The sequence below is a fragment of the Pseudoxanthomonas sp. CF385 genome (assembly GCF_900104255.1).
GTDB lineage: Bacteria > Pseudomonadota > Gammaproteobacteria > Xanthomonadales > Xanthomonadaceae > Pseudoxanthomonas_A.
On record NZ_FNKZ01000001.1, the window covers coordinates 456,318 to 480,930 of the forward strand.

At 69.0% G+C, this 24,613-nt stretch carries 20 protein-coding genes; 7 read left to right on the forward strand and 13 right to left on the reverse strand.

The annotated features are described in order from the left end of the window. Window positions 1-6: 6 nt before the first annotated feature. Window positions 7-390 carry a hypothetical protein gene (locus BLT45_RS02000; protein ID WP_139187870.1) on the reverse strand — a complete coding sequence of 128 codons (384 nt, stop codon included), beginning with the start codon at window positions 388-390 and terminating at the stop codon, window positions 7-9. Between the two features lie 140 nt (window positions 391-530). Here BLT45_RS02000 and BLT45_RS02005 point away from each other — a divergent pair, with 140 nt between their 5' ends. Next, a complete protein-coding gene (locus BLT45_RS02005; protein ID WP_093294492.1) occupies window positions 531-1,097 on the forward strand; it encodes a type 1 glutamine amidotransferase domain-containing protein in 567 nt (188 codons plus the stop codon). Between the two features lie 389 nt (window positions 1,098-1,486). Here BLT45_RS02005 and BLT45_RS02010 read toward each other — a convergent pair whose 3' ends face one another. Next, complete coding sequence (locus BLT45_RS02010) at window positions 1,487-1,804, reverse strand: hypothetical protein (protein WP_093294494.1); 318 nt, start codon at window positions 1,802-1,804, stop codon at window positions 1,487-1,489. A gap of 110 nt (window positions 1,805-1,914) precedes the next feature. Between BLT45_RS02010 and BLT45_RS02015 the strand changes: the two genes are divergently transcribed. Further along, a complete protein-coding gene (locus BLT45_RS02015) occupies window positions 1,915-2,730 on the forward strand; it encodes an endonuclease/exonuclease/phosphatase family protein (RefSeq protein ID WP_254771767.1) in 816 nt (271 codons plus the stop codon). A 497-nt stretch (window positions 2,731-3,227) separates the two neighbouring features. Here the strand turns inward: BLT45_RS02015 and BLT45_RS02020 are convergent, their stop codons facing one another. Further along, on the reverse strand, window positions 3,228-3,503 hold the full coding sequence (locus BLT45_RS02020) for a hypothetical protein (protein ID WP_093294500.1): 276 nt from the start codon (window positions 3,501-3,503) through the stop codon (window positions 3,228-3,230). 3 nt (window positions 3,504-3,506) lie between these two features. Next, a complete protein-coding gene (locus tag BLT45_RS02025; protein ID WP_093294503.1) occupies window positions 3,507-6,293 on the reverse strand; it encodes a M16 family metallopeptidase in 2,787 nt (928 codons plus the stop codon). 82 nt (window positions 6,294-6,375) lie between these two features. Here BLT45_RS02025 and BLT45_RS02030 point away from each other — a divergent pair, with 82 nt between their 5' ends. Beyond that, a complete protein-coding gene (locus BLT45_RS02030) occupies window positions 6,376-7,104 on the forward strand; it encodes a pseudouridine synthase (protein WP_093294506.1) in 729 nt (242 codons plus the stop codon). A 124-nt stretch (window positions 7,105-7,228) separates the two neighbouring features. On the opposite strand, the gene BLT45_RS02035 is transcribed toward BLT45_RS02030, so the two are convergent. From BLT45_RS02035 to BLT45_RS02045, 3 genes are all read right to left on the reverse strand, one after another. Beyond that, entirely contained in the window at window positions 7,229-7,621 is a 393-nt protein-coding gene (locus BLT45_RS02035; protein ID WP_093294508.1) for an MAPEG family protein, read from the reverse strand. Between the two features lie 309 nt (window positions 7,622-7,930). Continuing rightward, a complete protein-coding gene (locus BLT45_RS02040; protein WP_093294511.1) occupies window positions 7,931-9,643 on the reverse strand; it encodes a M28 family metallopeptidase in 1,713 nt (570 codons plus the stop codon). 79 nt (window positions 9,644-9,722) lie between these two features. Beyond that, window positions 9,723-10,379, reverse strand: a complete 657-nt coding sequence (locus BLT45_RS02045) for a DUF4097 family beta strand repeat-containing protein (RefSeq protein ID WP_175455796.1) — start codon at window positions 10,377-10,379, stop codon at window positions 9,723-9,725. A gap of 138 nt (window positions 10,380-10,517) precedes the next feature. Between BLT45_RS02045 and gpmI the strand changes: the two genes are divergently transcribed. The 3 genes from gpmI (at window position 10,518) to BLT45_RS02060 (ending at window position 14,782) form a co-directional block, all read left to right on the forward strand. Further along, the gene (gene gpmI, locus BLT45_RS02050) at window positions 10,518-12,065 is read left to right on the forward strand and encodes a 2,3-bisphosphoglycerate-independent phosphoglycerate mutase (RefSeq protein ID WP_175455696.1); all 1,548 of its coding nucleotides are present in this window, start codon (window positions 10,518-10,520) and stop codon (window positions 12,063-12,065) included. Continuing rightward, complete coding sequence (locus tag BLT45_RS02055) at window positions 12,065-13,318, forward strand: murein hydrolase activator EnvC family protein (protein WP_093294519.1); 1,254 nt, start codon at window positions 12,065-12,067, stop codon at window positions 13,316-13,318. The genes gpmI and BLT45_RS02055 overlap by 1 nt, the downstream gene beginning before the upstream one ends. Window positions 13,319-13,435: 117 nt before the next feature. Further along, the gene (locus BLT45_RS02060) at window positions 13,436-14,782 is read left to right on the forward strand and encodes a S41 family peptidase (RefSeq protein WP_093294521.1); all 1,347 of its coding nucleotides are present in this window, start codon (window positions 13,436-13,438) and stop codon (window positions 14,780-14,782) included. Window positions 14,783-14,794: 12 nt separating this feature from the next. Here the strand turns inward: BLT45_RS02060 and BLT45_RS02065 are convergent, their stop codons facing one another. The 3 genes from BLT45_RS02065 to BLT45_RS02075 all read right to left on the reverse strand — a co-directional run bounded on the left by BLT45_RS02065 (window position 14,795) and on the right by BLT45_RS02075 (window position 17,193). Then, window positions 14,795-16,060: a cation:proton antiporter gene (locus tag BLT45_RS02065; RefSeq protein WP_093294524.1), complete on the reverse strand. Its 1,266-nt coding sequence runs from the start codon at window positions 16,058-16,060 to the stop codon at window positions 14,795-14,797. A gap of 94 nt (window positions 16,061-16,154) precedes the next feature. Then, window positions 16,155-16,475, reverse strand: a complete 321-nt coding sequence (locus BLT45_RS02070) for a DUF1820 family protein (RefSeq protein ID WP_093294526.1) — start codon at window positions 16,473-16,475, stop codon at window positions 16,155-16,157. A gap of 25 nt (window positions 16,476-16,500) precedes the next feature. Next, the gene (locus tag BLT45_RS02075; RefSeq protein ID WP_093294529.1) at window positions 16,501-17,193 is read right to left on the reverse strand and encodes a rhomboid family intramembrane serine protease; all 693 of its coding nucleotides are present in this window, start codon (window positions 17,191-17,193) and stop codon (window positions 16,501-16,503) included. Between the two features lie 224 nt (window positions 17,194-17,417). Here BLT45_RS02075 and BLT45_RS02080 point away from each other — a divergent pair, with 224 nt between their 5' ends. Further along, the gene (locus BLT45_RS02080) at window positions 17,418-18,800 is read left to right on the forward strand and encodes an OmpP1/FadL family transporter (protein ID WP_175455697.1); all 1,383 of its coding nucleotides are present in this window, start codon (window positions 17,418-17,420) and stop codon (window positions 18,798-18,800) included. Window positions 18,801-18,860: 60 nt separating this feature from the next. Here the strand turns inward: BLT45_RS02080 and BLT45_RS02085 are convergent, their stop codons facing one another. From BLT45_RS02085 to putA, 3 genes are all read right to left on the reverse strand, one after another. Next, on the reverse strand, window positions 18,861-19,811 hold the full coding sequence (locus BLT45_RS02085) for an SMP-30/gluconolactonase/LRE family protein (RefSeq protein WP_093294534.1): 951 nt from the start codon (window positions 19,809-19,811) through the stop codon (window positions 18,861-18,863). Window positions 19,812-19,824: 13 nt separating this feature from the next. Next, complete coding sequence (locus BLT45_RS02090; RefSeq protein ID WP_093294537.1) at window positions 19,825-20,985, reverse strand: GGDEF domain-containing protein; 1,161 nt, start codon at window positions 20,983-20,985, stop codon at window positions 19,825-19,827. 232 nt (window positions 20,986-21,217) lie between these two features. Beyond that, complete coding sequence (gene putA / locus BLT45_RS02095; RefSeq protein WP_093294539.1) at window positions 21,218-24,433, reverse strand: bifunctional proline dehydrogenase/L-glutamate gamma-semialdehyde dehydrogenase PutA; 3,216 nt, start codon at window positions 24,431-24,433, stop codon at window positions 21,218-21,220. Between the last annotated feature and the right edge of the window lie 180 nt (window positions 24,434-24,613).

Here is a 24,613-nt window from a genome sequence, read left to right on the forward strand (position 1 = left end):
GCGCGATCAGGCGCGTCGCCGTCCCCACGCCAGCCACCAGCCCAGCCACACCTGCAGCGGCAACGTCAGCAGGCAGGCGAGGGTGAACCAGCGCGGGAAGTCGTCCCACGCCATCACCGTCACGTACAGATCCAGCGCCAGATAAAGGGCGAACAACGCCCAGGCGTGCGTGGTCTTCGCCACTGCCGCCACCCCGACCATCAGCGCACTGCCCGCGACGCCGGCCAGGAACACCCACAGCAGGTCGTAAGCGAGCCGTGCATCGCCGCCGGGCGGCAGACGCAGCAGCGCCGCGAGTTCGCCGCCGGCCAGGTTCACCAGCGGCACGGCGACCACGGCCAGCGCGAGCGCCAGCAGGCTCCGCAGCACAATGCGCGGGCGAATCCCCATCGTCAGGCTTCCGATGATGAACAGGTACGCCATTGAAGCATGGCGTGCGAGCGCGTTGACACGCTCGCAACGATTCTTTCGCGCGTCGTGCGCATGGCGGGGACTAGGGTGGGATCTCTTCTTCCCCCCAGGAGTACACCATGAGCCATCTGACCGGAAAACGCGTCGCCATCCTCGCCACGAACGGCTTCGAGCAATCCGAACTGACCGAACCGCTGCGCGCACTGCGTGAGCACGAGGCGGACGTCGACATCGTCTCGCTGGAAAGCGGCCGCATCCAGGGCTTCAAGCACTTCGACAAGGGCGAGCAGATCGAAGTGGACCACGTGCTGTCCGAGGTCTCCGCCAAGGATTACGACGCGCTGGTCATCCCGGGCGGCCTGTTCAATCCCGACGCGCTGCGCGTCGACGAGCAGGCGTTGGCCTTCACCCGCGGTTTCTTCGAAGCCGGCAAGCCCGTCGGCGCGATCTGCCACGGCCCGTGGGTGCTCGCCAACGCCGATGTGCTGAAAGGCCGCACCGTCACCTCGGTGCCGAACATCCGCAAGGACCTGGAGAACGCCGGCGCGACCTGGAAGGACGACGAAGTCATCGTCGACAAGGGCCTGGTCACCAGCCGCACACCCGACGATCTGCCCGCGTTCTGCGCCAAGCTGGTGGAAGAGATCGCGGAAGGGAAGCATGGCGGACAGCGGCGGTCCGCGTAACGCGAGATCATCCGGCGTCGCGCGACTAGGCGCGACGTCGCGTTTCCGCGGTGCCGGCGGCAGCGGCGAAGGTCCATGGAGCTTGTTGGCGACGGCGACGCCTTCCTGTTCGATGACGTTGGCGGATCTCACCGCTCATCGATGTATGTGAAGTATGCGACCCCGCCGCTGCCGGACAAACGCGTGTGCCGTGCATGCAGGAGCGCGTCCAACGGCGGCTCCCGTCGCGGCCAGGCTTGCTTGACGCAGTAGTAACCGACGCAGGGCTCTAGATACGCGCCGACATACCCCGCTGAGATCGGCAGCGCTGAGTGCGGCAATCCGGCTGTTGAAGCGAAGACTTCTGAAGCACCGACGGGCGCCGGCAGCGTCAGGAGAAAAGGCTTGAGTCAATCCAAGCGTGGGTCGACGATGTCGATGCTGGCGTAACGTAGCTGCGCGCCGCGTGCGATACGGCATCGCACCTCGATGTCCTGGCCTTCCGCGCGCAATCTGCCCTCGACGTGCAGCGTGTTCCCGCGCTCCACGTGCGAGGCTGTCCACTGGTACGTCGACATGCCCCGCGCTGCGTAACGGGCCTCGGCCTCGCTCCGACACCAACCCACCAGGTCGCCGGCAGCATGTACGGTGCGGTCGAGATACGCCGACTCCTGTGCGGTCGCGGACCCCGACGAGAGCGCAAACAAAGCGGTCAGCAACAGCGACATGGCGATACTCCTATCGGCGAGATGAGTGCATCCGGGCGGGCCTATACTTCGGTACCGCACCGTTGAGGTCAGCGATGAAGAGAATGACACGGCACCTCTTGCACCTGCTCATGGCAGCCGCCCTCGGCTTCAGTACATGTTTAGCATGGGCCGCCGAGAACCCCCTGCGCGTCATGAGCTTCAACATCCGCCTGCCGGCCGAGAGCGACGGTGTGGATTACTGGGAGACACGCAAGCCGCTGGCGGTGCGCATGCTGCGCGAGCAGCAGCCCGATGTGATCGGCCTGCAGGAACTGGTGCAGGCGCAGGCGGAGTACCTGGCGCGCGAACTGCCCGAGTACGCGTGGTTCGGCCGCGGCCGCAATGCCGACGGCGGCGGCGAGCACATGGGCGTGTTCTACCGGAAGGACCGCCTGAAGGTGGTCGAGTCCGGCGACTTCTGGCTGTCCGACACGCCCGACGTGCCCGGCAGCATCACCTGGAACCATCTCTATCCACGCATGGTGACCTGGGCGCTGTTCGAGCAACGCAGCGACGGCAAGCGCTTCTACCTGTTCAACACCCACCTGCCGTACCGCGATCAGGACGAAGCCGCGCGCGTGAAGGGCGCACAGGCCATCGCGCGCCGCCTCGCGACGCTGCCCGCCGGCGTGCCGGTGGTGCTGACCGGCGACTTCAACACCTCACCGGACAGCCAGGTGCACGCCGTGCTCGCGCAGACGCTGCAGGATGCGTGGACCACTGCGCCGCGGGTGGAAGGCAGCGAAGCGACGTTCCATGGATTCACGGGCAACGCCGACAAGCGCATCGACTGGATCTTCGTCCGCGGCGTGCAGCTGGAATCGATCACCTCGATCACCACGCGCTGGGGCGGACGCTATCCGTCCGATCACTTCCCGCTGCTGGCGACGCTGCGGCTGCCGTAAGCCTGCGTGGCCCGTCGAGGGCGCGCAGGCGGGGCTCGATGTGAGAACCGAGCGCCGAAGCCCATCGATGGCGCTCAATGTGAGAGAGATCGAGCTCCTGAGCGCCATCGCCGGGCTCCGAGGCCGGTGTACAAGGTTTGATGTGAGGCGGAGGGGCTCGCCAGGCGTTCGCGACGTTCAGGCGCGCGATGGCGGCTTTTCCCTTCGCCCCGCTTGCGGGGAGAAGGTGCCCGGAGGGCGGATGAGGGGCGGTCACGATGGTCGGTCACGCGGGATGCGTCGTCGCGCCGCCTCTGGCAACAGGACGGGCGCGTTGTACGTCGCCTCTCCGTTCGCCCCTCACCCGCCTTCGGCACCCTCTCCCCGGATGCGGGGAGAGGGGAACATCTGCAGGGGAGAGGGCAACATCTGCGCGGGAAAGGATCTTCTGCGAGCGCAAACACGAAAACGGCCCCTTGCGGGGCCGTCGTTCGGTGGCACTCTACCGCCTGGGCACGTCAGCGCGGCGTTCGCGCGAACTTGCGTTCGCCGACAAACCACATCACCGTGCCCCACACCACGCCGCCCCCGGGAAATCCGACCAGGGCGACCGTCATCAGCTGCACCCAGTCCTTCTCCGTGAACAGCGCCATCAGCGCGCACCACAGCACGGCCGTGGTGACGCCCCAGCCGAGCACGCCGCGCAGCAGGATGAAGCGCAGCGGACCTCGCTCGCGAATCTGCTCCCAGCGCGCGAACGTGGCTTCACGCTTTGCATCGGTGTCGGTGCTCATCGCTTACTTCCCCGGCGCCGCGGCAGGAGCGCTGGCCGCCTTCTTGGCGAAGTCGCCGGCGAGGAACACGCTCAGCGCATCAGGCTTGAGGTGCGTGCGGATCGCGGCGTTCACCTGGTCCACCGTCAGCGCGGCGTACTTCGCGTCCAGGTCGGCGGTGAACTGCATGGTACGGCCGTAGAACAGCTGGTCGGCCAGCATGCCGGCGACGGTGCCGTCCTCCGCGCGCGCCTGCTGGCGCTCGGTCAGCGTGCCGGCCACGGCGTCCTTCAGTTCTTCGGCGGTGATGCCGTCCTTGACCAGCTTGGCCAGCTCTTCGCGCACCAGCGCTTCCACCTTCGCCATGTTCTCCGGTGCGGCGATGGCCTGGATGCTGAAGCTGCCGGCATCGTCCTTGCCGGTCAGGCTGTCGTCGGCGCGCACGCCGCTGGACACGCCGTAGCTCAGCCCTTCCTGCTGACGGATGCGGTCGCCGAGGCGCGACTTTAGCGCGCCGCCACCGAAGATGCGGTTGGCGACCACCAAAGCCGGGTAGTCGGCGTCGGTGACCTTCAGCGGCAGGTTGTGGCGCGCCAGCAGCACGGCGTTCGGCTTGTCGGGCGTCTCGAAGCGCGCCTGCTTCGCCGCGACGCCGGTGTATTGGGTGGCGATCGAGCCGTAGGGCTTGGCCGACGTCCAGCCGGCGAACAACTGCTCCAGCTGCGCACGCACGGCCGCGGGGTCGAAGTCGCCGACGATGGCGATCTCGCCGTTCGAGGTGCCGTAGAAATCGCGGTGGAACGCGCGCACGTCGGCCAGTTTCAGCGCCTTCAGCTCGGCCAGCGATTCGTCCAGCGTGCGGGCGTGCAGCGGGTGGCCGGCCGGCCACGGATCGAAATACATCGCCAGGGCGCGGCCGGCGATGGCGCCGGGCTCGAAGCGCGAGGCTTCCATGCCGGTGACCGCCTGGGTGCGCAGCTGCTCGAACTCGCTGTCGGGGAAGGTCGGGTTGCGCAGCACGTCGGCGGCCAGGGCCAGCGCGTCGGCCAGGTGCTCGCGCCGCGTCTGCAGGCCGATGCTCGCACCCTGCAGGCTGCCGCCCACGCTGCCCTGGGTCTTGAGCTGCTCCAGGCGCTGGTCGATCTGCTCGCGCGTCATCGTCTTGCTGCCGCGCATCAGCATCGCGCCGGCGATGCCGGCCGCGCCTTCGCGACCCTTCAGCGACGCTTCGTCGGCGAAGCGGAAGTTGGCATCGACGATCACCGTGCCGCCACGGGTCTTCTTCGGTAGCAGCGAGACCTTCAGGCCGTTGCCGAGGGTGAAGGTCTGCGTGCGTGCGTCGATGTTCTTCGGCGAAGGATCGAACTGCTCGCCCGCGCTCACCGCGGTGCGGCCGGCGTAATCGTCCACCAGCGTGGCCACCGCCGGCGCGGCCGGAATCTCCACGCGGTCCGGCGTGGGGGTGGGCACGAACCGTCCCAGCGTTCGGTTGCTGGACTTCAGGTAGGCGGCGGCGACGCGGTTGACGTCGGCGGCGGTGACCTTCTCCACCGCGTCGCGGCTGGTGAACAGCAGGCGCCAGTCGCCTGCGGACTGGAACTCCGACAGGCCCATGCCGACCGCGTTGACGTCGGTGAAATACAGCTCGTAGGCGTTGCCGATGCGCTGCTTGGCCTCGTCGACCTCCTGCGCGGTGATCGGACGCGCGGCGAGCTGCTCGACCTGCTTCAGCAGTTCGGCCTCGGCCTTGGCGGAATCGCCGTCGTTGGGGACCACGGCGATGGCCGTGAGCAGGCCGGGGTCGCGCATGGACTCGCCGTTGGCGCCGGCCGCCGCGGCCAGCTTGGCCTCGACGAGCGCCTTGTGCAGGCGGCCGCTGGGCGTGTGGCCGAGCACGTTGGCCAGCACGTTCAGCGGTGCGCTGTCCGGATGCGCCAGCGCCGGCGTGTGGTAGGCCGCCGCGACCAGCTGGAGGTTGCCGACGCGGCGCACGGTGACTTCGCGCTCGCCGTCCTGCGCGGGTTCGGTGGTGTAGAAACGCGGCAGCACGCGCGCGGGCTTCTTCACCGGGCCGAAGTGGCGCGCCACGCGGGTCAGCACGTCGGCGCTGTCGATGCGGCCGGCGACCACCAGGGTGGCGTTGTCCGGCTGGTACCACTGGCGGTAGAACGCCTGCAGCTTGTCGATCGGCACGCCTTCCACGTCGCTGCGCGCGCCGATGGTGGTGTTGCCGTAGTTGTGCCACAGGAAGGCGGTGGAGCGGATGCGCTGGAACAGCACCGCGCCGGGGTTGTTCTCGCCGGCCTCCAGCTCGTTGCGTACCACGGTCATCTCGCTGTCGAGGTCCTTCTTGGCGACATTGGAGTGGACCATGCGGTCGGCTTCCATCTTCAGCACCCACTCCAGGGTGTCGGTGTTGGCCGGGAAGGAGGCGAAGTAGTTGGTGCGGTCCAGGCCGGTGGTGGCGTTGAAGTCGATGCCGCGCTTCTTCATCTCGCCGCTGATGTCGGCCTGCGTGGGCGTGCCCTTGAACAGCAGGTGCTCCAGCAGGTGGGCCATGCCGGTCTCGCCGTAGTTCTCATGCACCGAGCCCACGCCGTACACCAGGTTGACGGTCACGGTGGGCTTGGTGTCGTCGGGGAACAGCAGCACGCGCAGGCCGTTGGAGAGGGTGTACTCGCTGATGCCCTCGATGCTGGGGCCGGCGACGACGCCCTTCGGCAGTGCGGTGGCGGCGTCCGCCCAGGCCGGCTGGCCCAGGGCGAGCGTGACGGCCAGGCCGAGTGCGACAATGAAACGGGGTGACTTCATCCTCAATCCTCCATCGGGGCCACGTGCGTCCATCGCGTGCGGCGAACCCCGAGTTTCGCAGATTTGGAAGGCACGCAGATTCATGGATTACGGTGAGACAAAGGCCGACGACGGTGCGGTACCCGTGCTGTACGCGGATGCGCAGATCGCGGTGGTCAACAAGCCCGCGGGCGTGATGGCGCACGACAGCAAGCTCGCCGGCGGCGAGACGGACTTCGTCGCCGACCGCCTGCGCGCGCAGTTCGGCAAGCCGATCTTCCTGATCCACCGGCTCGATCGCGCCACGAGCGGCTGCCTGCTGGTGGCGTTCGACCGCGAGAGCGCGTCGACGCTGGGCAAGGTGCTGATGTCGCGCGAGGTGGAGAAGGATTACCTGGCCGTCTGCCGCGGCTGGCCGGAACCGGACTTCATCGTCGATCACGCCATCGACGGCGGCCCGGGCAAACCGGAGAAGAAACCCGCGCTGACGCGCTTCGTGCGGCTGGCGACAGGCGAGCTGCCGCTGCCGTCGGGCGAGTTCGAGACCTCACGCTACGCATTGCTGCGCTGCCAGCCGGAGACCGGCCGCTTCCGCCAGATCCGGCGCCACCTGAAGCACGCCTTCCATCACCTGATCGGCGACACCAGCCACGGCGATGGCCGGCACAACCGCAACTTCCGCATGCAGGGCGTGCACCGCATGCTGCTGCACGCGGTGCGGTTGTCGTTCCCGCATCCGGTGACGGGCGAGCGCATCGAGGCGGTGGCGCCGCTCGATGCGGAGTTCCGCAAGGCGTTCGCGTTGTTCGGTTGGGAAGAGGATCTGCGCTAGGCGTCGGTGGATGTGGGTAGTGGGTGTGGGAGCGACGTAAGTCGCGATCGGTCATCGGTAAAGCTTCATCGCGACTTACGTCGCTCCCACACCCAAGCCCACACCGACACCAGGAAAACCGGACTCAGGCCACCCGCAGCGCCGCCAGCACGATCAGCGCCACTGCGCACAGCATGCCCAGCAGCCAGACGAAGCTGCGCAGGGAGTGCTTGTCGGCCAGGTAGAACACGCCGTGCAGGATGCGCGCGGCGACGAAGCCCAGTGCCAGCGGGGTGATGGTGTCCGTCGGTACGCCGGCCAGCTGCGCCATCAGCACGCCGGCGACGAACGCGGGAAACGCCTCGAAGCCGTTGAGGTGCGCGGCGTTGGCGCGCTGCACCTTGTAGTTGCCTTCCTGCTTGGCGACCCAACCGCGCGGGTTGCGGTTGTTGTAGCGCTCGCCGGACCGCTTGGCGATGAAGACCCACAGGTACGGCAGCAGTGCGGTGACGAGGATGCACCAGTAAGCGATCGACATGACATTTCCCTCCGAGGATGGCGCAGGGTATTGCGTGAAGTAGGTGGGCGTCCATCGCGCGTGTTTTCCTTCTCCCCGCACGCGGGGAGAAGGTGCCCGGAGGGCGGATGAGGGGCTACGCGATCCCGTGCGTGCGCCAATCCGCAGTCGTTTGTCCGCGCGTTGCCGGCCGGCCGAATGTGAAACGCCACGTCTTCGCTCGCCCCTCACCCGCCTTCGGCACCCTCTCCCCGTTGTGCGGGGAGAGGGGATGCATCCAAAGAAGACGGCGCCTTGCGGCGCCGTCTTCCTGTCGCATCGAAACGCGGCTTACTTCGCCGCCGGCGCCGCCGGCGCCGCCGGACGCATCTTGTCGCGCGCGGCCTTGAAGGGATTGCCTTCGTACCAGTTCGGCCACGTGTCCGCGACGGCCAGGTCCTTGCCGACGCCGTACAGCGCCTGCAGGTCCTGCACCACGCCATCCAGCTTCCAGCCTTCATGCATTTCGTCGCTGGCCTGGTGGTAGCGCTTGGCGTACTCCTCGCTCGCCGCCTTGCCGGCCTCGACGCCGCCTTCCAGCAGGTCGTTGCCGCCCTTGGCGTACAGCGCCGGCACGCCGGCCTTGGCGAAGTTGAAGTGGTCGCTGCGGAAGTAGTAACCGCCAGCGGGGTTGCCTTCCTGGGTGAGCACGCGGCCCTGCTGGTCGGCGTAGACCTTCAGCATGTCCTCCAGCTCGGAGTTGCCCTTGCCGGTGACGACGAAGTCGCGCGACTTGCCGCCCACGCTCATCGCGTCGAGATTGATCACGCCGGCGATCTTGTCCAGCGGGAAGGTCGGGTGGGCGACGTAGTACTTGGAACCCAGCAGGCCGGACTCTTCCAGCGTCACCGCCACGAACACCACCGAACGCGCGGGCTTGGGATCCTGGTGGGCGAACGCCTCGGCGATCTCCAGGATGCCGGCCACGCCGGTCGCGTTGTCGACCGCGCCGTTGTAGATGTTGTCGCCTTCCTCACCCTCGTGCTTGCCCAGGTGGTCCCAGTGCGCCATGTACAGCACGGCTTCGTCGGGCTTGCTGCTGCCCGGCAGCACGCCGATGACGTTGCGCGAGGTCTTCTCGGTGATGCTGCTGGTCAGCGCGGCGGAGGCCTTGGCCTTCAGCGATACCGGCTTGAAGCCGCGCTTGCCGGCGCTGGCGTAGGCCGCGTCGAGGTCGAGCCCGGCGTCGGCGAACAGCTGTCGGGCGGCGTCCGCGCTCAGCCAGCCCTGCAGCGGGATGCGCTTTTCCGGATCATCCTTCGCCGGCAGGTCGTACTGCGGACCGGCCCAGGAGTTCTTCACCACGTCCCAGCCGTAGCTGGCGCCGGCGGTGTCGTGCACGATCAGCGCGGCGGCGGCGCCCTTGCGCGCGGCTTCCTCGAACTTGTACGTCCAGCGACCGTAGTAGGTCATGCGGTTGCCGCCGAACAACGTCTCGTCCTTGCTGTGGAAACCGGGGTCGTTGACGAACATCACCACGGTCTTGCCGGTCCAGTCCTGGCCGGCGTAGTCGTTCCATTGCTGCTCCGGCGCGTCCACGCCATAGCCGACGAAGACCAGGTCGCTGGCGTCCAGCTTCACCTCGGTCTGGCCGGTGCGGGTGCCGACGACGAAGTCGGTGCCGAACTTCAGCGCGTGCGCGCCCTTGGCGGTGGTCAGGGTCAGCGTGGTGGCCGCCTCGTTGGCGGTGGTCTCCACCATCGGCACGTCCTGGAAGTAGCTGCCGTTGTTGCCCGGCTGCAGGCCGATGCGCTTCATCTGCGCTTCGAGGTAGGCGACGGTCTTCTCTTCGCCCACGGAACCCGGGCCGCGGCCTTCGAATTCGTCCGAGGACAGCGTCTTCACCAGGTCGCCGAAGTCGCCTTCGGTGATGTCGGCGGTGAAGGTGTGCGCCGCGGCGGGCGGAGTGGCGGCGTCGGGCGCGGGCGCCGGGGCCTCGGATTCGCGCTTGCACGCGGCCAGTGCGGCCGTGGCGGCAAGCACCAGCATCAACTTGCGGGACATCGGGATTCCTCAACGGAAGGAATCCCGATTCTAGCCTCATGGCCGCGGGCCGGCCTGTGCCGTGTCCCGCGGTTCGCGCTTACTCGGCCGGCGCGGTGTCGGTGTTGAACGACTTGGCCGTGGCGCCGGTCACCGGGCCGATCTTGGCGCTGGTGTGCACGTACAGCGTGACCGGGCGTTCGAACACCAGCGGGCCTTCGACGATGGCGTTGGGGCCGATGATGATGCGCGGATCGCGCTTGACGTTCAGGCGGAAGCCCTGCGGCTTCGTGACCTTGATGCCGCCCTTCACGTGCGAGCGGACGCCGACGGTGATGTCGCCGTTGACGGTCTCGATGCCGCCGGCCAGCTGCGTTTCCACCAGGCCGATCGCGCCGTTGACGGTGTCGATCTTGCCGCCCACCACGGTGCCGCGATCGGTGAAGATGCTGCCGTTGACGGTCTCGACGTCCTTGCGGACCTGCACGTCCTTGCCGACGCGGATGGAGCCGTTGACGGTTTCCAGGGAATCCACGCGTGCCTTGTCGCCCACGTTGATGCTGCCGTTGACGGTGCTGGCGTCGTCGGCGGTGGCGCCGTCGGCCACGCGGATCGAGCCGTTGACGGTGTCGAGGTCGCCATAGGTCTGGCCGGCTTCGGCGGTGATGCTGCCGTTGACCTTGGAGATTTCCTGCTGGGCCAGCGCGGGCGTGGCGGCCAAGGCCAGGGTCAGCAGCAGGGCGGTACGGGGACGAATCATGGGGTTGCCTCTCGGGTGGTCTCGTATCGGTCTGATGCACCGGCGTGGCGGAGGGTTTAAACGCCGCCGTGCCGGAGTGGATGGCACCATGCTTCGCTACAATCGTCACCTGCCTGAAGTCACTGGAACGTGCCCGTGTCCGCATCTCCCCCGCCCGTGAAGCGTCCCAAGCCCGTCGTGCTGCTGATCCTGGATGGCTGGGGGCACCGTGAAGACCCCACCGACAACGCGCTGGCGCAGGCCGAACTGCCGAACTGGCGCCGCCTGCTGGCCACCGCGCCGCACACCCTGATCCACACCGAGGGCCGCCATGTCGGCCTGCCGGACGGGCAGATGGGCAATTCGGAAGTGGGCCACATGAACCTGGGCGCGGGTCGCATCGTCTACCAGGACCTGACCCGCATCGACGCGGCCATCGAAGACGGCAGCTTCTTCGCCAACGCCGAACTGGTCGCCGCCTGCGACGCCGCCAAGGCCGACGGCAAGACCCTGCATGTGTTCGGCCTGCTGTCGCCCGGCGGCGTGCACAGCCATGAGCTGCACATCTTCGCGATGCTCGACCTGGCCAAGCGCCAAGGCGTGCCGCGGGTTGCGGTGCATGCCTTCCTCGACGGCCGCGACACCCCGCCGAAGTCCGCCGAACCCAGCCTGCGTGCGTTGCAGGACCTCTGCGCCAAGCTCGGCAACGCGCACATCGCGTCGGTCAGCGGCCGCTACTACGCGATGGACCGCGACAAGCGCTGGGACCGCGTGCGGCTGGCGTGGGACGCCCTCGTCGAAGCGAAGAGCGACCACCATGCCGCCAGCGGCGTGGCCGCGCTGGAGGCGGCGTACGCGCGCGGCGAGAACGACGAGTTCGTGCTGCCCACCGTGATCGACGGCGCCCAGCCCATCGCCGACGGCGATGCGGTGGTGTTCATGAACTTCCGTGCCGACCGCGCGCGCCAGCTGACGGCGGCGTTCGTGTCGCCGGCGTTCGACGGCTTCGAGCGGCGCGTGCCGGCGCTGGCGCGCTTCGTCTGCCTGACCGAATACGACGCCAAGCTGCCCGCGCCGGTGGCCTTCGCACCGGACGACCTGCGCGAGACCTTCGGCGAACTGCTGGCCGAGCACGGCCTCACCCAGCTGCGCATCGCCGAGACCGAGAAGTATGCGCACGTGACGTTCTTCTTCAGCGGCGGCCGCGAGGACGTGTTCGACGGCGAGGAGCGCATCCTGGTGCCGAGCCCGAAGGTCGCCACCTACGACCTGCAGCCGGAAATGAGCTGCCCCGAACTCACCGAGAAGCTGGTCGCGGCGATCGGCTCTGGCCGGTTCGACGCGATCATCTGCAACATCGCCAACCCCGACATGGTCGGCCACAGCGGCGACCTGCAGGCGGCGATCCTGGCGGCGCAGGCGGTAGACAAGGCGATCGGCGAGGTCGATGCCGCGGTGCGGGCCGCCGGCGGCGCGATGATCATCACCGCCGACCACGGCAACCTGGAAATGATGCGCGACCCGGCGACCGGACAGCCGCACACCGCGCACACCGTGGGTCCCGTGCCCTTGGTCTACGTGGGCGAGCGCGCGGCGACGTTGCGCAGCGGCGGTGCCTTGCGCGATGTCGCCCCGACGCTGCTCGACCTGCTGGGCCTGCCGCAACCGGCCGACATGAGCGGCCGCAGCCTGATCGCCGGCTGATGGCGCACGCCTGGCGCGCCGCGTTGGCCACCGCCCTGCTGGCGGTGGTCGCGGCCGCCTCCGCGCCGGCGCAGACCTCGCGCGAGACCGAACGCAAGCTCGAGCGTGTGCGCAGCGAGCTGAAATCGATCGCGCAGGAACGCCGCAAGCTGGAAGGCGAACGCGGCACCGCCTCGCGCCAGCTGCGCGATGCCGACGAGAAGGTCGGCCGCACGTCGCGGTCGCTGGCCGAAACCGAAGCGGCGATGCGCAAGGAAGCCGCCGCGCTGGCCGAACTGCAGCAACGTCGCGACACGCTGACCGCGCAGCGCGCGCAACAGCGCGGGCAACTGACCGCCCTGGTTCGCGCGGCGTACCAGCAGGGCGAGGACGCGCCGCTGAAGGTGCTGCTGTCCCAGGACCGCGTCGCCGATGCCAATCGCCTGCTGGCCTACCACCGCTACGTGCAGCGCGACCAGGCGCGCAGGATCGACACGCTGACCACCGATCTGGCGGCGCTGGACGAGGTCGAACGCGAGATCGCCACGCGCCGCACGGAGCTCGAGGCCGCCCGCGCGCGCCAGCGCGGCGAGGTGGTGCAGCTGGAGAAGGATCGCAAGACGCGTGCGAGCCTGGTGGCCGATCTCGACGAGCGTTACCAGGACCGTGCCGCGAAGGAAAAGGCGCTCGGCCAGGACGCCCGTTCGCTGGAAACGCTGCTGAAGAATCTTCGCGCCGCCGCTGCCCGTGCCGAAGCCGAACGGCGGGCGGCCGCGCGCCGCGCCGCTGCCGAAGCCGCGGCCGCGAAGAAGCGCGAAGGCACCAGTGGCGGGAGCCGAGCCCCGCGCGATACCGCTCCGCGTCCCGTCGTGGCCTCGGCGCCTGCGCTGAAGGTCGGTGGACTGGGTTGGCCGGTGTCGGGCAGCCTGCTGGCGCGCTACGGCGGCCGCCTGCCGGATGGCCGCGCCAGCACCGGCGTGCTGATCGGGGCGCCCGCCGGCACGACGGTCACCGCGGTGGCCGACGGCACCGTGGTGTTCTCCGAATGGATGACCGGCTACGGCCTGATCCTCATCCTCGACCACGGCAACGGCTACATGAGCCTGTACGCGCACAACGACAGCCTGCTGAAGGACAGCGGCGACCGGGTGAAGCGCGGCGATGCGGTGGCCCGCGTGGGCACCTCGGGCGGGCAGGGACAGGCGGCGCTGTACTTCGAACTGCGCCGCAACGGCCAGCCGGTCGATCCGTCGTCGTGGCTGCAGCGGCGATGAACGACGCAGGCGGCCGTAACCGGGCTTGAACATCCGCCTTGCGTGGCTTCACGCATAATCCGGGTGAACTTCGCGACCGTTCGCGGAGTCCATCCAAGCCCCACCCGGAGCCTTTGCATGCTGCAGCGTCTTCCCCTGGCCCTCCTGACCGTCGCCCTGCTCGCGGCCCTGCCCGCGTCGGCGCAACAGCAGGCGCCGACGCCGGACGGCCCGCCGGTGGTCGCGCCCAGCGACGACCCGGATGCTGCCGAGAACGCGCCGTCGAAGGTGCCGCTGGAGGAGATCCGCCGCTACGTCGCCGTGTTCAATGCGGTGAAGGAAGCGTACGTGGAGCCGGTGGAGGACAAGAAGCTGATGCAGTCCGCGATCCGCGGCCTGCTGCTGGACCTGGATCCGCACAGCACCTACTTCGACAAGCAGGACACCGACGCGTTCGACGAGCAGGCCAGCGGCGCCTATGAAGGCATCGGCGTGGAACTGCAGCAGCAGGCCGACCGCACCCTGCTGGTGGTGTCGCCGATCGACGACACGCCGGCGGCGAAGGCGGGCATCAAGTCCGGCGACATCATCACCGCCATCGACGGCAAGCCGATCAGCGCCGACGACGGCATGGAACCGCTGCGCGGCGCACCGGGCAGCAAGATCACCCTGACCATTGTGCGCGACGGCGCGCCGAAGCCGTTCGACGTCACCCTGGTGCGCGACACCATCCGCGTCACCAGCGTGCGCAGCCGCGTGCTGGAGCCGGGCTACGGCTACGTGCGCATCAGCGCGTTCCAGACCGACACCGCCGCCGATTTCCAGAAACAACTCGACACGCTGCAGGCCAAGGGTCCGCTGCGCGGCCTGGTGCTCGATCTGCGCAGCAATCCGGGCGGCCTGCTGCTCGCGGCCGTGCAGGTGGCGGATGAGCTGCTGGAAAAGGGCAACATCGTCAGCACGCGCGGGCGGTTGTCGATCAGCGATTCCAAGTTCGACGCCACGCCGGGCGACCGCCTGGGCGGCGCGCCGGTCGTGGTGCTGGTGGACGCCGGTTCGGCGAGCGCCTCGGAAGTGCTCGCCGGCGCGCTGCGCGACAACGACCGCGCGCGCGTGGTCGGCAGCCGGACGTTCGGCAAGGGTTCGGTGCAGACGGTGCTGCCGCTGGACAACGGCGACTCGGTCAAGCTGACCACCGCGCGGTACTACACCCCCAGCGGCAAGTCGATCCAGGCCAGCGGCATCGTGCCCGACGTGGTGGTCAAGCCCGAAGGCGCCACGCCCGACGCGATCGTCGGCCAGGATGGCCAGCTCTACATCACCGAGGCCACGCTGCCGGGCCATCTGCGCGGCGACGATGAAGGCCAGGCCGGCTACACGCCCGGCGATGTGCTCGACGGCGAGGCGCCGATCAAGGCGGCGCTGGGGGAACTCAAGAAGCTTGCCGTCACCGCACGCGCGAAGCCGGCCGCGACCCCGCGCTGAGCGCGCGCGACATCATGCGGGCGGCGTACCCGTCGCAGGCAGGGTGGGCGCGCCGCGGTCGCGCATGATGCGGTTGAACAGCGGCGTGGCCATCAGCGTGGTCAGGATCGCCATGATCACCAGGATGGTGAACAGACCGGGTTCGATGACGCCCGCCTGCAGGCCGATGTTGATGATGATGAGTTCCATCAGGCCGCGCGCGTTCATCAGCGCGCCGATCGCCTTCGCATCGCGCGGGGATTCGCCCGATAGCCGCGCCGCGGCCCAGCACGCGATCGCCTTGCCGCCGAACGAGGCCAGCAGGATGGCGATCGCCGGCAGCAGGATCGTCGGATCGAGGAATACCGAGAGCTGCGTCTTCAGGCCCGAATAGGTGAAGAACAGCGGCAGCAGCACGACCACCACCAGCGACTGCAGCCGTTCGCGCAGGCGTTCGGTGAGCGCGCCACGCGGCAGGCAGATGCCGAGGATGAAGCCCCCGAACACGGCGTGGATGCCGATCGCGTCCATCGCCCATGCGCACAGGAAGAAGGCCGCCATCACCCAGGCGAACACCGGGGTGGGCAGCGGGCCTTCCGCCGGCACCTGCGCGGCGAGCGGCGCGAGCAGCCGGCGTCCGGCCAGCAGCATGAAGGCCACGTAGGCGACGCCGCCGCCGATCGCGAGCCAGGCCTGGCCCCAACTGCCGCCGAAGCTCGCCAGCACGATCGCCAGGATGCACCAGGCGGCCGCGTCGTCCATCGCGCCGGCGGTGAGTGCGAGCGTGCCCAGCGGCGTGCCGGCCAGGCCGCGTTCGTGGATGATGCGCGCGAGCATCGGGAAGGCGGTGATCGCGATAGCGGCGCCGAGGAACAGGGCGACTTCGAGGAAGCGCGCCTTCTCCGCGAACAGGCCCGGCACGTCCTGCAGCCACGGCGCCAGTGCGAACGCCAGCAAGAACGGCGCCGCGATGCCGGCCCACGACACCGCCAGCGCACTGCGATAGCGCGCGCGGATGTGCGCCGCCTGGAACTCCATGCCGACCAGGAACATGTACATGCCCACGCCCACCTGGCCGCCGACATACAGCATGTCCAGGGTGTCCTTCGGGAACAGGGTGGCCTGCGCGCCGGGCAATACGGCGCCGAACAGCGACGGGCCGAGCATCACGCCGGCGATCATCTCGCCCACCACCTGCGGTTGGCCGACGCGCTGCGCCAGCTGTCCGACCAGCCGGCACACCAGGATGATCAGGCCCGCCTGGAGGAAGAAGTAGACCGACAGTTGTGAGGTGGACATCCCGATGGCTCTGTACGCGACGCGCCATCATAGGGGCGATTCCGGCTGCGCATGCAGGGCCAAACCGGTCGGCGGCGCGGCGCCGGCAGCACGCTCAGCGCGGCTTGGCCGGCAGCGGGAACGGCGTCACCACCTTCTCGCCGGTGGCGGCGTCGCGGATCGCGGACTGGCCCTTCCGTTCGACTTCCTCCACCCGGATGATGCTCTGCATCGGCAGGTGCAGCACGCGCGTGCCGCCGAACTCGTCGCGCAGGCGTTCCTCGGTCGGGTCGACGACCAGCCCTTCGTGCACGTCGAACACCAGGTCGGACACCTCGGTGAAACCCCACAGCCCGCTGGCCGCCACCTTGCGCGCGTACAGCTCGTAGACCTTGGTGTGGTTGTGGAAGGTGATCTTGTAGAGCGTGGTCTTCATGCCGCCGATTATAGGTCGCGCCCGCTCAGTAACCCTGCCGCTTGCGCATGCGCCGGGCGATGGCGGCGCGCACGAACAGGGCGAACACGACGCCGAACAGGAAGCCCGCGATGTGCGCCGGCCATGCCACCGTACCGAATGCGGGGCCGGTGTAGGCGAACACCACCTGCAGCAGGGCCCATACGCCGATCAGCACCGAGGCCGGCGCCTTCACCACTTCCCAGAACAGGCCCAGCGGCACGACCACGCCAAGCTGCGCCGTCGGGAACAGCGCCAGGTACGCGCCGATCACCGCCGAGACCGCGCCGCTCGCGCCGATCACCACGCGGTCGGGCGCATCGATGCTGAGCACGGCAGCCACGTTCGCCGCCGCGCCGCCCACCAGGAACAGCAGCAGGAAGCGCCACGGGCCCATCGCCCGCTCCGCGGGCAGGCCGAAGATCAGCAGGAACACCAGGTTGCCCAGCAGGTGCGTCCAGTCGGCATGCAGGAACAGCGCGGTGAACAGGCGCAGCACGGTGCCACGCTGCAGGGACGCCAACCAGACCTCGGGCGCGACCATGCCGCCGGTCAACGCGCCCCACTCGGTGAGCAGGTGGCCCTGTGCCGCGTCGCCCAGGGTCAGGGCCCAGCAGAAGGCGGCGGACAACACGACCACCAGCGCCGGCGTGGCCCAGCGCAGCGAGGGCTTCTGGCGGGAAGGAATCGACACGAACATGCGCGGGCACTCTACCGGGTGACCCGCCCGCTGCCCATGGTGCATCGCAACGAAACTGAATAGGGGCAAGGACTTACGGTGGATTGTTAGTGTTTGGTTAGCGGGTATACTGCATACGGCGTCGTATGTCGGGAGGGGCTTCCGGCAGGCCGAAAAGGTGGACCACACACCCCGGCCTTTGGCGACGCAGACGACTTTTACCCACGTCTCCGGAGAGAACACTGATGGAATTTGCTAAGAACCTCACCCGCGTGTCCGCGCTGGCCCTCGGCATCACCGCCGCGCTGGCCTATGGCGACGTGCATGCCGCCGCCTTCCAGCTGAAGGAAAACAGCGTCAAGGCCCAGGGCCGCGCGATGGCCGGTGCGGCCTCCGCCAAGGGCGACGCCTCGGTCGTGGTCAACAACCCGGCCGTCATGTCCACCTTCACCGAGCGCACCCTGCAGGCCGACGTCACCGCGATCGACCTGTCCTACGAATTCACGGGCAGCGGCACCGCCGCGACCGGCACCCCGTTCCAGCAGCCGCTGACCGGCGGCAACGGCGGCGACGCCGGTGACGTGGCCGCGGTCCCGGCGGCCTCGTTCATCCTGCCGCTCAGCGGCGACTTCGAATACCTGACGCTGGGCGCCATGATCAGCGCGCCGTTCGGCCTGAAGACCGAATACGACAACGGCTGGAAGGGTCGTTATCACGCGCTGGAATCGGACGTGAAGATCATCGACCTGACCCTGGCGGCCTCGCTCGAGCTCAGCGATTACTTCTCGATCGGCGCCGGCCTGGTGTACGAGCATGCGGACGTCACCCTGTCGCAGGCCGTCGACTTCGGCACCGTCATCTGCAGCCAGAACCCGGCCAGCTGCCTCAGCCCCGCTTCGCCCTTCGGCCCGCAGCGCAACGACGGCCTGGCCCACGTCAACGGCACCGACAACGGCTGGGGCTGGATCGTCGGCATGAACTGGCGCCCGAGCGACAAGTGGTCGGTCGGCTATTCGCACCGCTCCGAGATCGACCACGAGCTGGAAGGCGAGGGCGACTTCACCGTGCCGGCCAATGTGCGTACCGCATTCGACGCCAATCCGCTGACCCGTCCGCTGTTCCTGGACGGCGATGCGCTGGCCAAGCTGACCACCCCGGCCGTGGACACCTTCAGCGTCACCTACTACGCCAACGACCGCTTCACCGTGATGGCCGAAGCCAGCCGCACCGACTGGACCTCGCTGCAGGAAATCCGCATCGAGTTCGACAACCCGGGCCAGCCGGATTCCGCCGAGGAGTACAACTGGGGCGACAACTGGTTCTACTCGGTCGGTGGCGAATACAAGTTCAGCGACGCATTCACCTTCCGCGCCGGCGTGGCGCGCGACGACTCCCCGGTGAGCCGTCCGTACCGCACCCCGCGCCTGCCCGACCAGGACCGCATGTGGTACTCGCTGGGCCTGACCTGGGCGCTGTCCGAGCACTTCGAGCTCAACGCCAGCTACGTCAAGATCGACATCGTCGATACGCCGGAAGTGGACCTGACCACCAGCACGCGCGCGCGCCTGGTCGGCGAGTTCGACGGCGGCGCCGACCTGTACGGCGTGTCGATGCAGTACAAGTTCTGATCGCTTCGCGCATCAGTCCTATGAAAAACCCCGCTTCGGCGGGGTTTTTCTTTTCAGGCGTCAGTACGGAAGCCCGGCCACGTCCAGATCGATCGACCACAGGCTGGCCGCACCGGTGAGGAACAGCGTGCGCCGGTCCGCACCGCCGAACGCGGCATTGGTGATGTTGGCGTCCACCCGGATCGTGGCCAGCACCTGGCCTGCCGGCGAAAGCACGCGCACGCGGTGCTCGCCGTGCTCCGTCACGTACACATTGCCGAGGCAGTCCACCGCCAGGCCATCGCCGCCCGAGATGCGGGCCAGATCGCGGCCGGCGCCGGGTGCGCCATCGACCATCGGGTAGGCGCGCAGCACGTCGCCGTCGCCGGTGCCTCCGGCCAAGTAGAGCGTGCCGCCGTCGGGCGACAGGGCGATGCCGTTGGGGTTGCGCAGCGTGTCGTCCACCACCGTGGTGACGCCTTCGCGATGGCGGTACACCCGGGTCAGCGGCTGGCCGCCCGGGGCGGCCTTGCGCTGGTAGTCCGGATCGGTGAAGTAGAGCGAGCCGTCGGCCGCCATCACCAGGTCGTTCGGCGAGTTGAACGGCGCACCGTCGAACGTGGAAACCAGCGGCGTGCGCGTACCGTCGTCCAGGTTCACGCGCGCGACCTGCTTGCGGTCGTGCGTCGCGGCGATGAGCCGGCCCTCGACGTCGAGCGCCAGGCCGTTGCTGCCGCTGTCGTCGACCACGGTCTCCCACCGGTCGGGCGGAGTGAAGCGCCGGATGCGGGACGGGAAGGTGCCGTTGTGCACGAAGTCCGACAGGTACAGCGCGCCGTCGCGCCACACCGGGCCTTCGTACAGACGATCGAGCGTGTCGCCGGGCGTGGCGGCCGCCACGCGCACGGCCTTCAGTTCGCCGCCGGGCGCGGTGCCCGGATCTGCGGGACACGCTGCGTGCTGTCCTGAGGCCTGTGCGGCGCCGGCGGCGCAGAGCGCGAGCAGGGCAAGGGTGAGGCGGTGCAGCGGCATGGCGATCGTCCGGTCAGGCGGGATGCCAGCGTACCTCGATCCGGTTGCGTCCCTTGTGCTTGGCCGCGTACAGCGCTTCGTCGGCCAGCCGCATCAGGGTGTCGTACTGCGCGTGGCGGTCGGCGGTGAAGGAGATGCCCAGGCTGACGGTGATCCGGAAATCCGCGCCGATCGGCGAGAATTCCAGCGCCATCACCTGCTGGCGGATGCGTTCGGCCAAGGCATGTGCGGTTTCCGCATGGGTGTCGCGCAGCACCAGCATGAATTCCTCGCCGCCCAGGCGCGCGAACAGGTCCTCGTTGCGGATGCAGCCGCGCACCACGTCGGAGAAGCGCTGCAGGACCAGATCGCCCGCTTCATGCCCGTGGTCGTCGTTGACGGCCTTGAAGTGGTCCAGGTCCAGGGCGATCACCGCCAGGCCGTGCTCGGCGGAGCGCCAGGCGCCGCGCGCTTCGAGTTCGTTGTCCAGGCCGCGCCGGTTGAGCGCGCCCGTCAGCGGATCGAACAGCGCGCCGCGACGCAGCGGCTCCGCGGCGCGGAAGCTGGCCAGCATCAGCATGCAGAAGTTGAGCAGGTACCAGATGGACAGGTCGAGGTTCACCCACATCGGGTTGGGACCGTAGCGGCCGGTCAGCGCGGCGAGCAGGTCGCTGCCGTACAGCCACAACAGCATCAGGCAGCCGGCGATCATCAGGCGCGCCGGGACATGGTCCGGCGCGCGGCGCAGCACCAGCAGGTGGCCGATCATCAGCGCGAGCACGATCACCTCGGTGGCGCTCATCGCCGCGCCCTGCGCATCCACGGTGCCGCGCAGCACCCAGCCGGCCAGCGAGAACCCGATGCAGACGGGCAGCAGGGCGCGCTCCCATACGAGCAAAGAGCGCTGCTGCACGAACTGGATGATCGACCAGGCCAGCCCCACCAGGCCCGCGCAGGCCAGCAGCCCGCCGAGACCGGCCATCCAGTGCGCAAGCCCGTCGTCGCCGACACGCACCAACTCCTGCGCGGTGCCGTCCAGCATCGCCGCGCCGAGCGAATAGAGGAAATGCGCGACGCCCCAGGTGGCGATGCCACGCACGCCACGCGAAACGCGGCCGACGTAGAAGAACAGCGCGAGCAGCAGGGCGGCCAGCGCGCAGTCGGTCAACAGCAGGTTGTAGAAATCGGTCGTCATGCGGATGGGCCATGCTGGCCGTGGATCTCCCTGTTTTCGCTCCAACGCGGAAAGTGCCGCGATCCGGCAGCGGCGCGGCCGATGCCGCCGGGTGAACGCCCGGCGACGGCACCGTCGAAGCTTCGCCCTCCCGGCGTGTTGCAATCAGTGCGGTTGGTCATGACACGGGAAAAAAAGAAGCCCCGCCGGGGCGGGGCTTCAGGATCGTGCGCGGGCGCTGCCGCCCGACCGATCAGTCGCCGAGCGTCAGCAGCGAAGCATTGCCGCCGGCGGCGGTCGTGTTGACGGTAACCGTCTTCTCGGTGGCGAAGCGCGGCAGGTAGTGCGGGCCGCCCGCCTTGGGGCCTGTACCGGACAGGCCCTGGCCGCCGAACGGCTGCACGCCGACCACCGCCCCGATCTGGTTGCGGTTGACGTAGACGTTGCCGACCTTCACCCGTGCCGCGATGCGGTCGATGGTCTCGTCGATGCGCGAATGCACGCCCAAGGTGAGGCCGTAGCCCGTGGCGTTGATCTGGTCGATCACCGCGTCGAGCTGGTCGGCCTTCCAGCGCACCACGTGCAGGGCCGGGCCGAAGATTTCCTTGTGCAGCTGGTCCAGCGATTTCAGTTCCCACGCGCGCGGCGCGAAGAAGGTGCCGTGCGCCGTCTCTTCGCCTGCATGGGCCTGCTTGATCAGGCGCGCTTCGGCCGCCATGCGCACGGCGTGGTCGTCGAGGATCTTCAGCGCGTCGGCGTCGATCACCGGACCCACGTCGGTCGACAGCAGGCCGGGGTCGCCGATCTTCAGTTCGTCCATCGCACCGGCGAGCATCGTCATCACCTTGTCGGCGATGTCGTCCTGCACGAACAGCACGCGCGCGGCCGAGCAGCGCTGGCCCGCGGAGGTGAAGGCCGAGCCCATCGCGTCCTTGACCAGCTGTTCCGGCAGCGCGGAGGAGTCGGCGATGAAGGCGTTCTGGCCGCCGGTTTCGGCGATCAGGGTGGCGATCGGGCCGGCGTCGCGGCCGGCGAGCGCGCGGTTGATGGCGCGCGCGGTGTCGGTGGAGCCGGTGAACGCGACGCCCGCGACACGCGGATCCTTCGTCAACGCGGCGCCGACGGTCGCACCGTCGCCGGGCAGGAACTGCAGCACCGCCTCGGGGATGCCGGCTTCGTGCAGCAGCTTCACCGCCGCATGGCCGATCAGGTTGGTCTGCTCGGCCGGCTTGGCGATCACGCTGTTGCCGGCAGCGAGCGCGGCGCTGACCTGGCCCAGGAAGATCGCGAGCGGGAAGTTCCACGGGCTGATGCAGACGAACACGCCGCGGCCCTGCAGCTGCAGCTGGTTGGATTCGCCGGTCGGGCCGGGCAGGTGTTCCGGCGCGCCGAACTGCACGCGCGCCTGGGCGGCGTAGTAGCGCAGGAAGTCGACCGCCTCGCGCACTTCGGCGACGCTGTCGGGGATGGTCTTGCCGGCTTCCTTCACGCACAGCGCGATGTAGTCGGGCAGGCGCTGCTCCAGCAGGTTCGCGGCGTGCTCGAGGATGGCGGCGCGGCTGGCCGCCGGCGTGCGGTCCCAGGCCGGCTGCGCGGCGACCGCGTTCGCCAGCGCCTTCTCGACGGTGCCGCCGTCGGCCGGCTGCCATTCGCCGACGGTCTGGCGGCGGTCGGCGGGATTGGCCACCGGCAACGCAGCGCTCGACACGACCGCGCCCGGCACCAGCGGTGCGGCGCGCCACGGCTTGACCGCGGCGTTGATGCGCTCGGCCAGCGCGCGCAGGTCGTTGTCGTTGGCGAGGTTGGCGCCCATGGAGTTGTTCCTTTCAGAAGAAGCGATGGGAGCCGGCTGGCTCCGGAAAAGATCGACCGGCAGCGGGATGCGCGGGTGCGGGATGGACTCGAATTCGGACACCGTCTGCACCGGGTCGCGCACGAGGTCCTCGATGGCCACGTTCTCGTCGGTGATGCGGTTGACGAAGCTGCTGTTGGCGCCGTTCTCGAGCAGGCGACGGACCAGGTACGGCAGCAGGTCCTCGTGCGAGCCGACCGGCGCGTACACGCGGCACGGGGTGTCGAGGCGATGCTTGGGTACCACTTCGGCGTACAGGTCGTCGCCCATGCCGTGCAGCTTCTGGTGCTCGTACGGCCGGCCCTGGGCGATCGAGCGGATCGCGGCGATCGTCTGCGCGTTGTGGGTGGCGAACATCGGGTAAAGCGCGTCGCCGTGGTCGAGCATGCGGCGCGCGTTGGCCAGGTAAGACACGTCGGTGTTGGGTTTGCGGGTGAACACCGGGTAGCCCGGATGGCCATCGATCTGCGCCCGCTTGATCTCGGCGTCCCAGTAGGCGCCCTTCACCAGGCGCACCGGCATGCGGCGGCCGACGCGGCGGGCCAGGTCGGCCAGGAAGTCGATCACGTACGGCGTGCGCTTCTGGTAGGCCTGCACGGCCAGACCGTAGCCCTCCCAGCCGGCCAGCGAAGCGTCGGAGAACGTGGCTTCGATCAGATCGAGCGACAGCTCCAGACGGTCGGCTTCCTCGGCGTCGATGGTGAAGCCGATGCCGTAGGACTTGGCCAGCTGGGCCAGCTCCAGGATGGCCGGAGCAAGCTCACGCATCACCCGGGCGCGCTTGGCGTGCTCGTAGCGCGGGTGCAGCGCGGACAGTTTGATCGAGATGCTGGGAGCGGCGAGCACGTCCGCGAAGGGGCCCGTGCGGCCGATCGCGTGGATCGCCTGGCGGTAGGCCTCCAGGTAGCGGGCGGCGTCCTGGGTGGTCAGCGCGCCCTCGCCCAGCATGTCGAACGAATAGCGGTACTCGGCGTTGTCGCCCTTGCGGCTGCGGGACAGCGCCTCGTCGATGGTCCGGCCCATGACGAACTGGTGGCCCATGATCCGCATGGCCTGGCGTACGGCCAGGCGGATGACCGGCTCGCCGACGCGGCCGACCAGGCGCTTGAAGGCGCCCGGCACGTCGGCGCGGGTCAGGTCGTTCAGGTTGACCAGTTTGCCGGTCAGCATCAGGCCCCAGGTGGAGGCGTTCACCAGCACCGAGTCGCTCTGGCCCAGGTGTTTTTCCCAGTCCGCATCGCCCAGCTTGTCGCGGATCAGCTTGTCGGCGGTCTCCTGGTCCGGGATGCGCAGCAGCGCCTCGGCCACGCACATCAGCAGCACGCCTTCCTCGCTGCCCAGGTCGTACTGGCGCATGAAGGCCTCGATCGCGCCCTGGTCCTGGGCGCGGGCGCGGACCCGCTTCACCAGGTCCGCGGCCAGTTTCTGGGCCTGGGCCTGTTCGGCGGCGGGCAGGCGGGCCTGCTCGAGCAGTTCACGGACGTGTTCGGTCTCGTCGCGCAGCCAGGCGGCCGTGATGGCGGCCCGCAGGGCGGGCGGCGGCGCGGGGAGTTCGGGAGCGACGATGCCGCCGGCCGGGGGGGCGGCAGGCGACGGGAGCGATGACGGGGTCGACATGACGGCAGGGCAGTCCAAAGGCAGTCCATTAGTTTAGAGCCGCGCGCGCGGCCCGGATATGCCCGGACGTGCCCGGTCGCAGCGGCCTTGCGCCTTGCAGTGACGCGGGTCGCGGAACGCGGCGGCGGATGCGCGGCGAAGCATGCGCGACGGGGCCGCGGGCCTTGTCCTCGATCAATG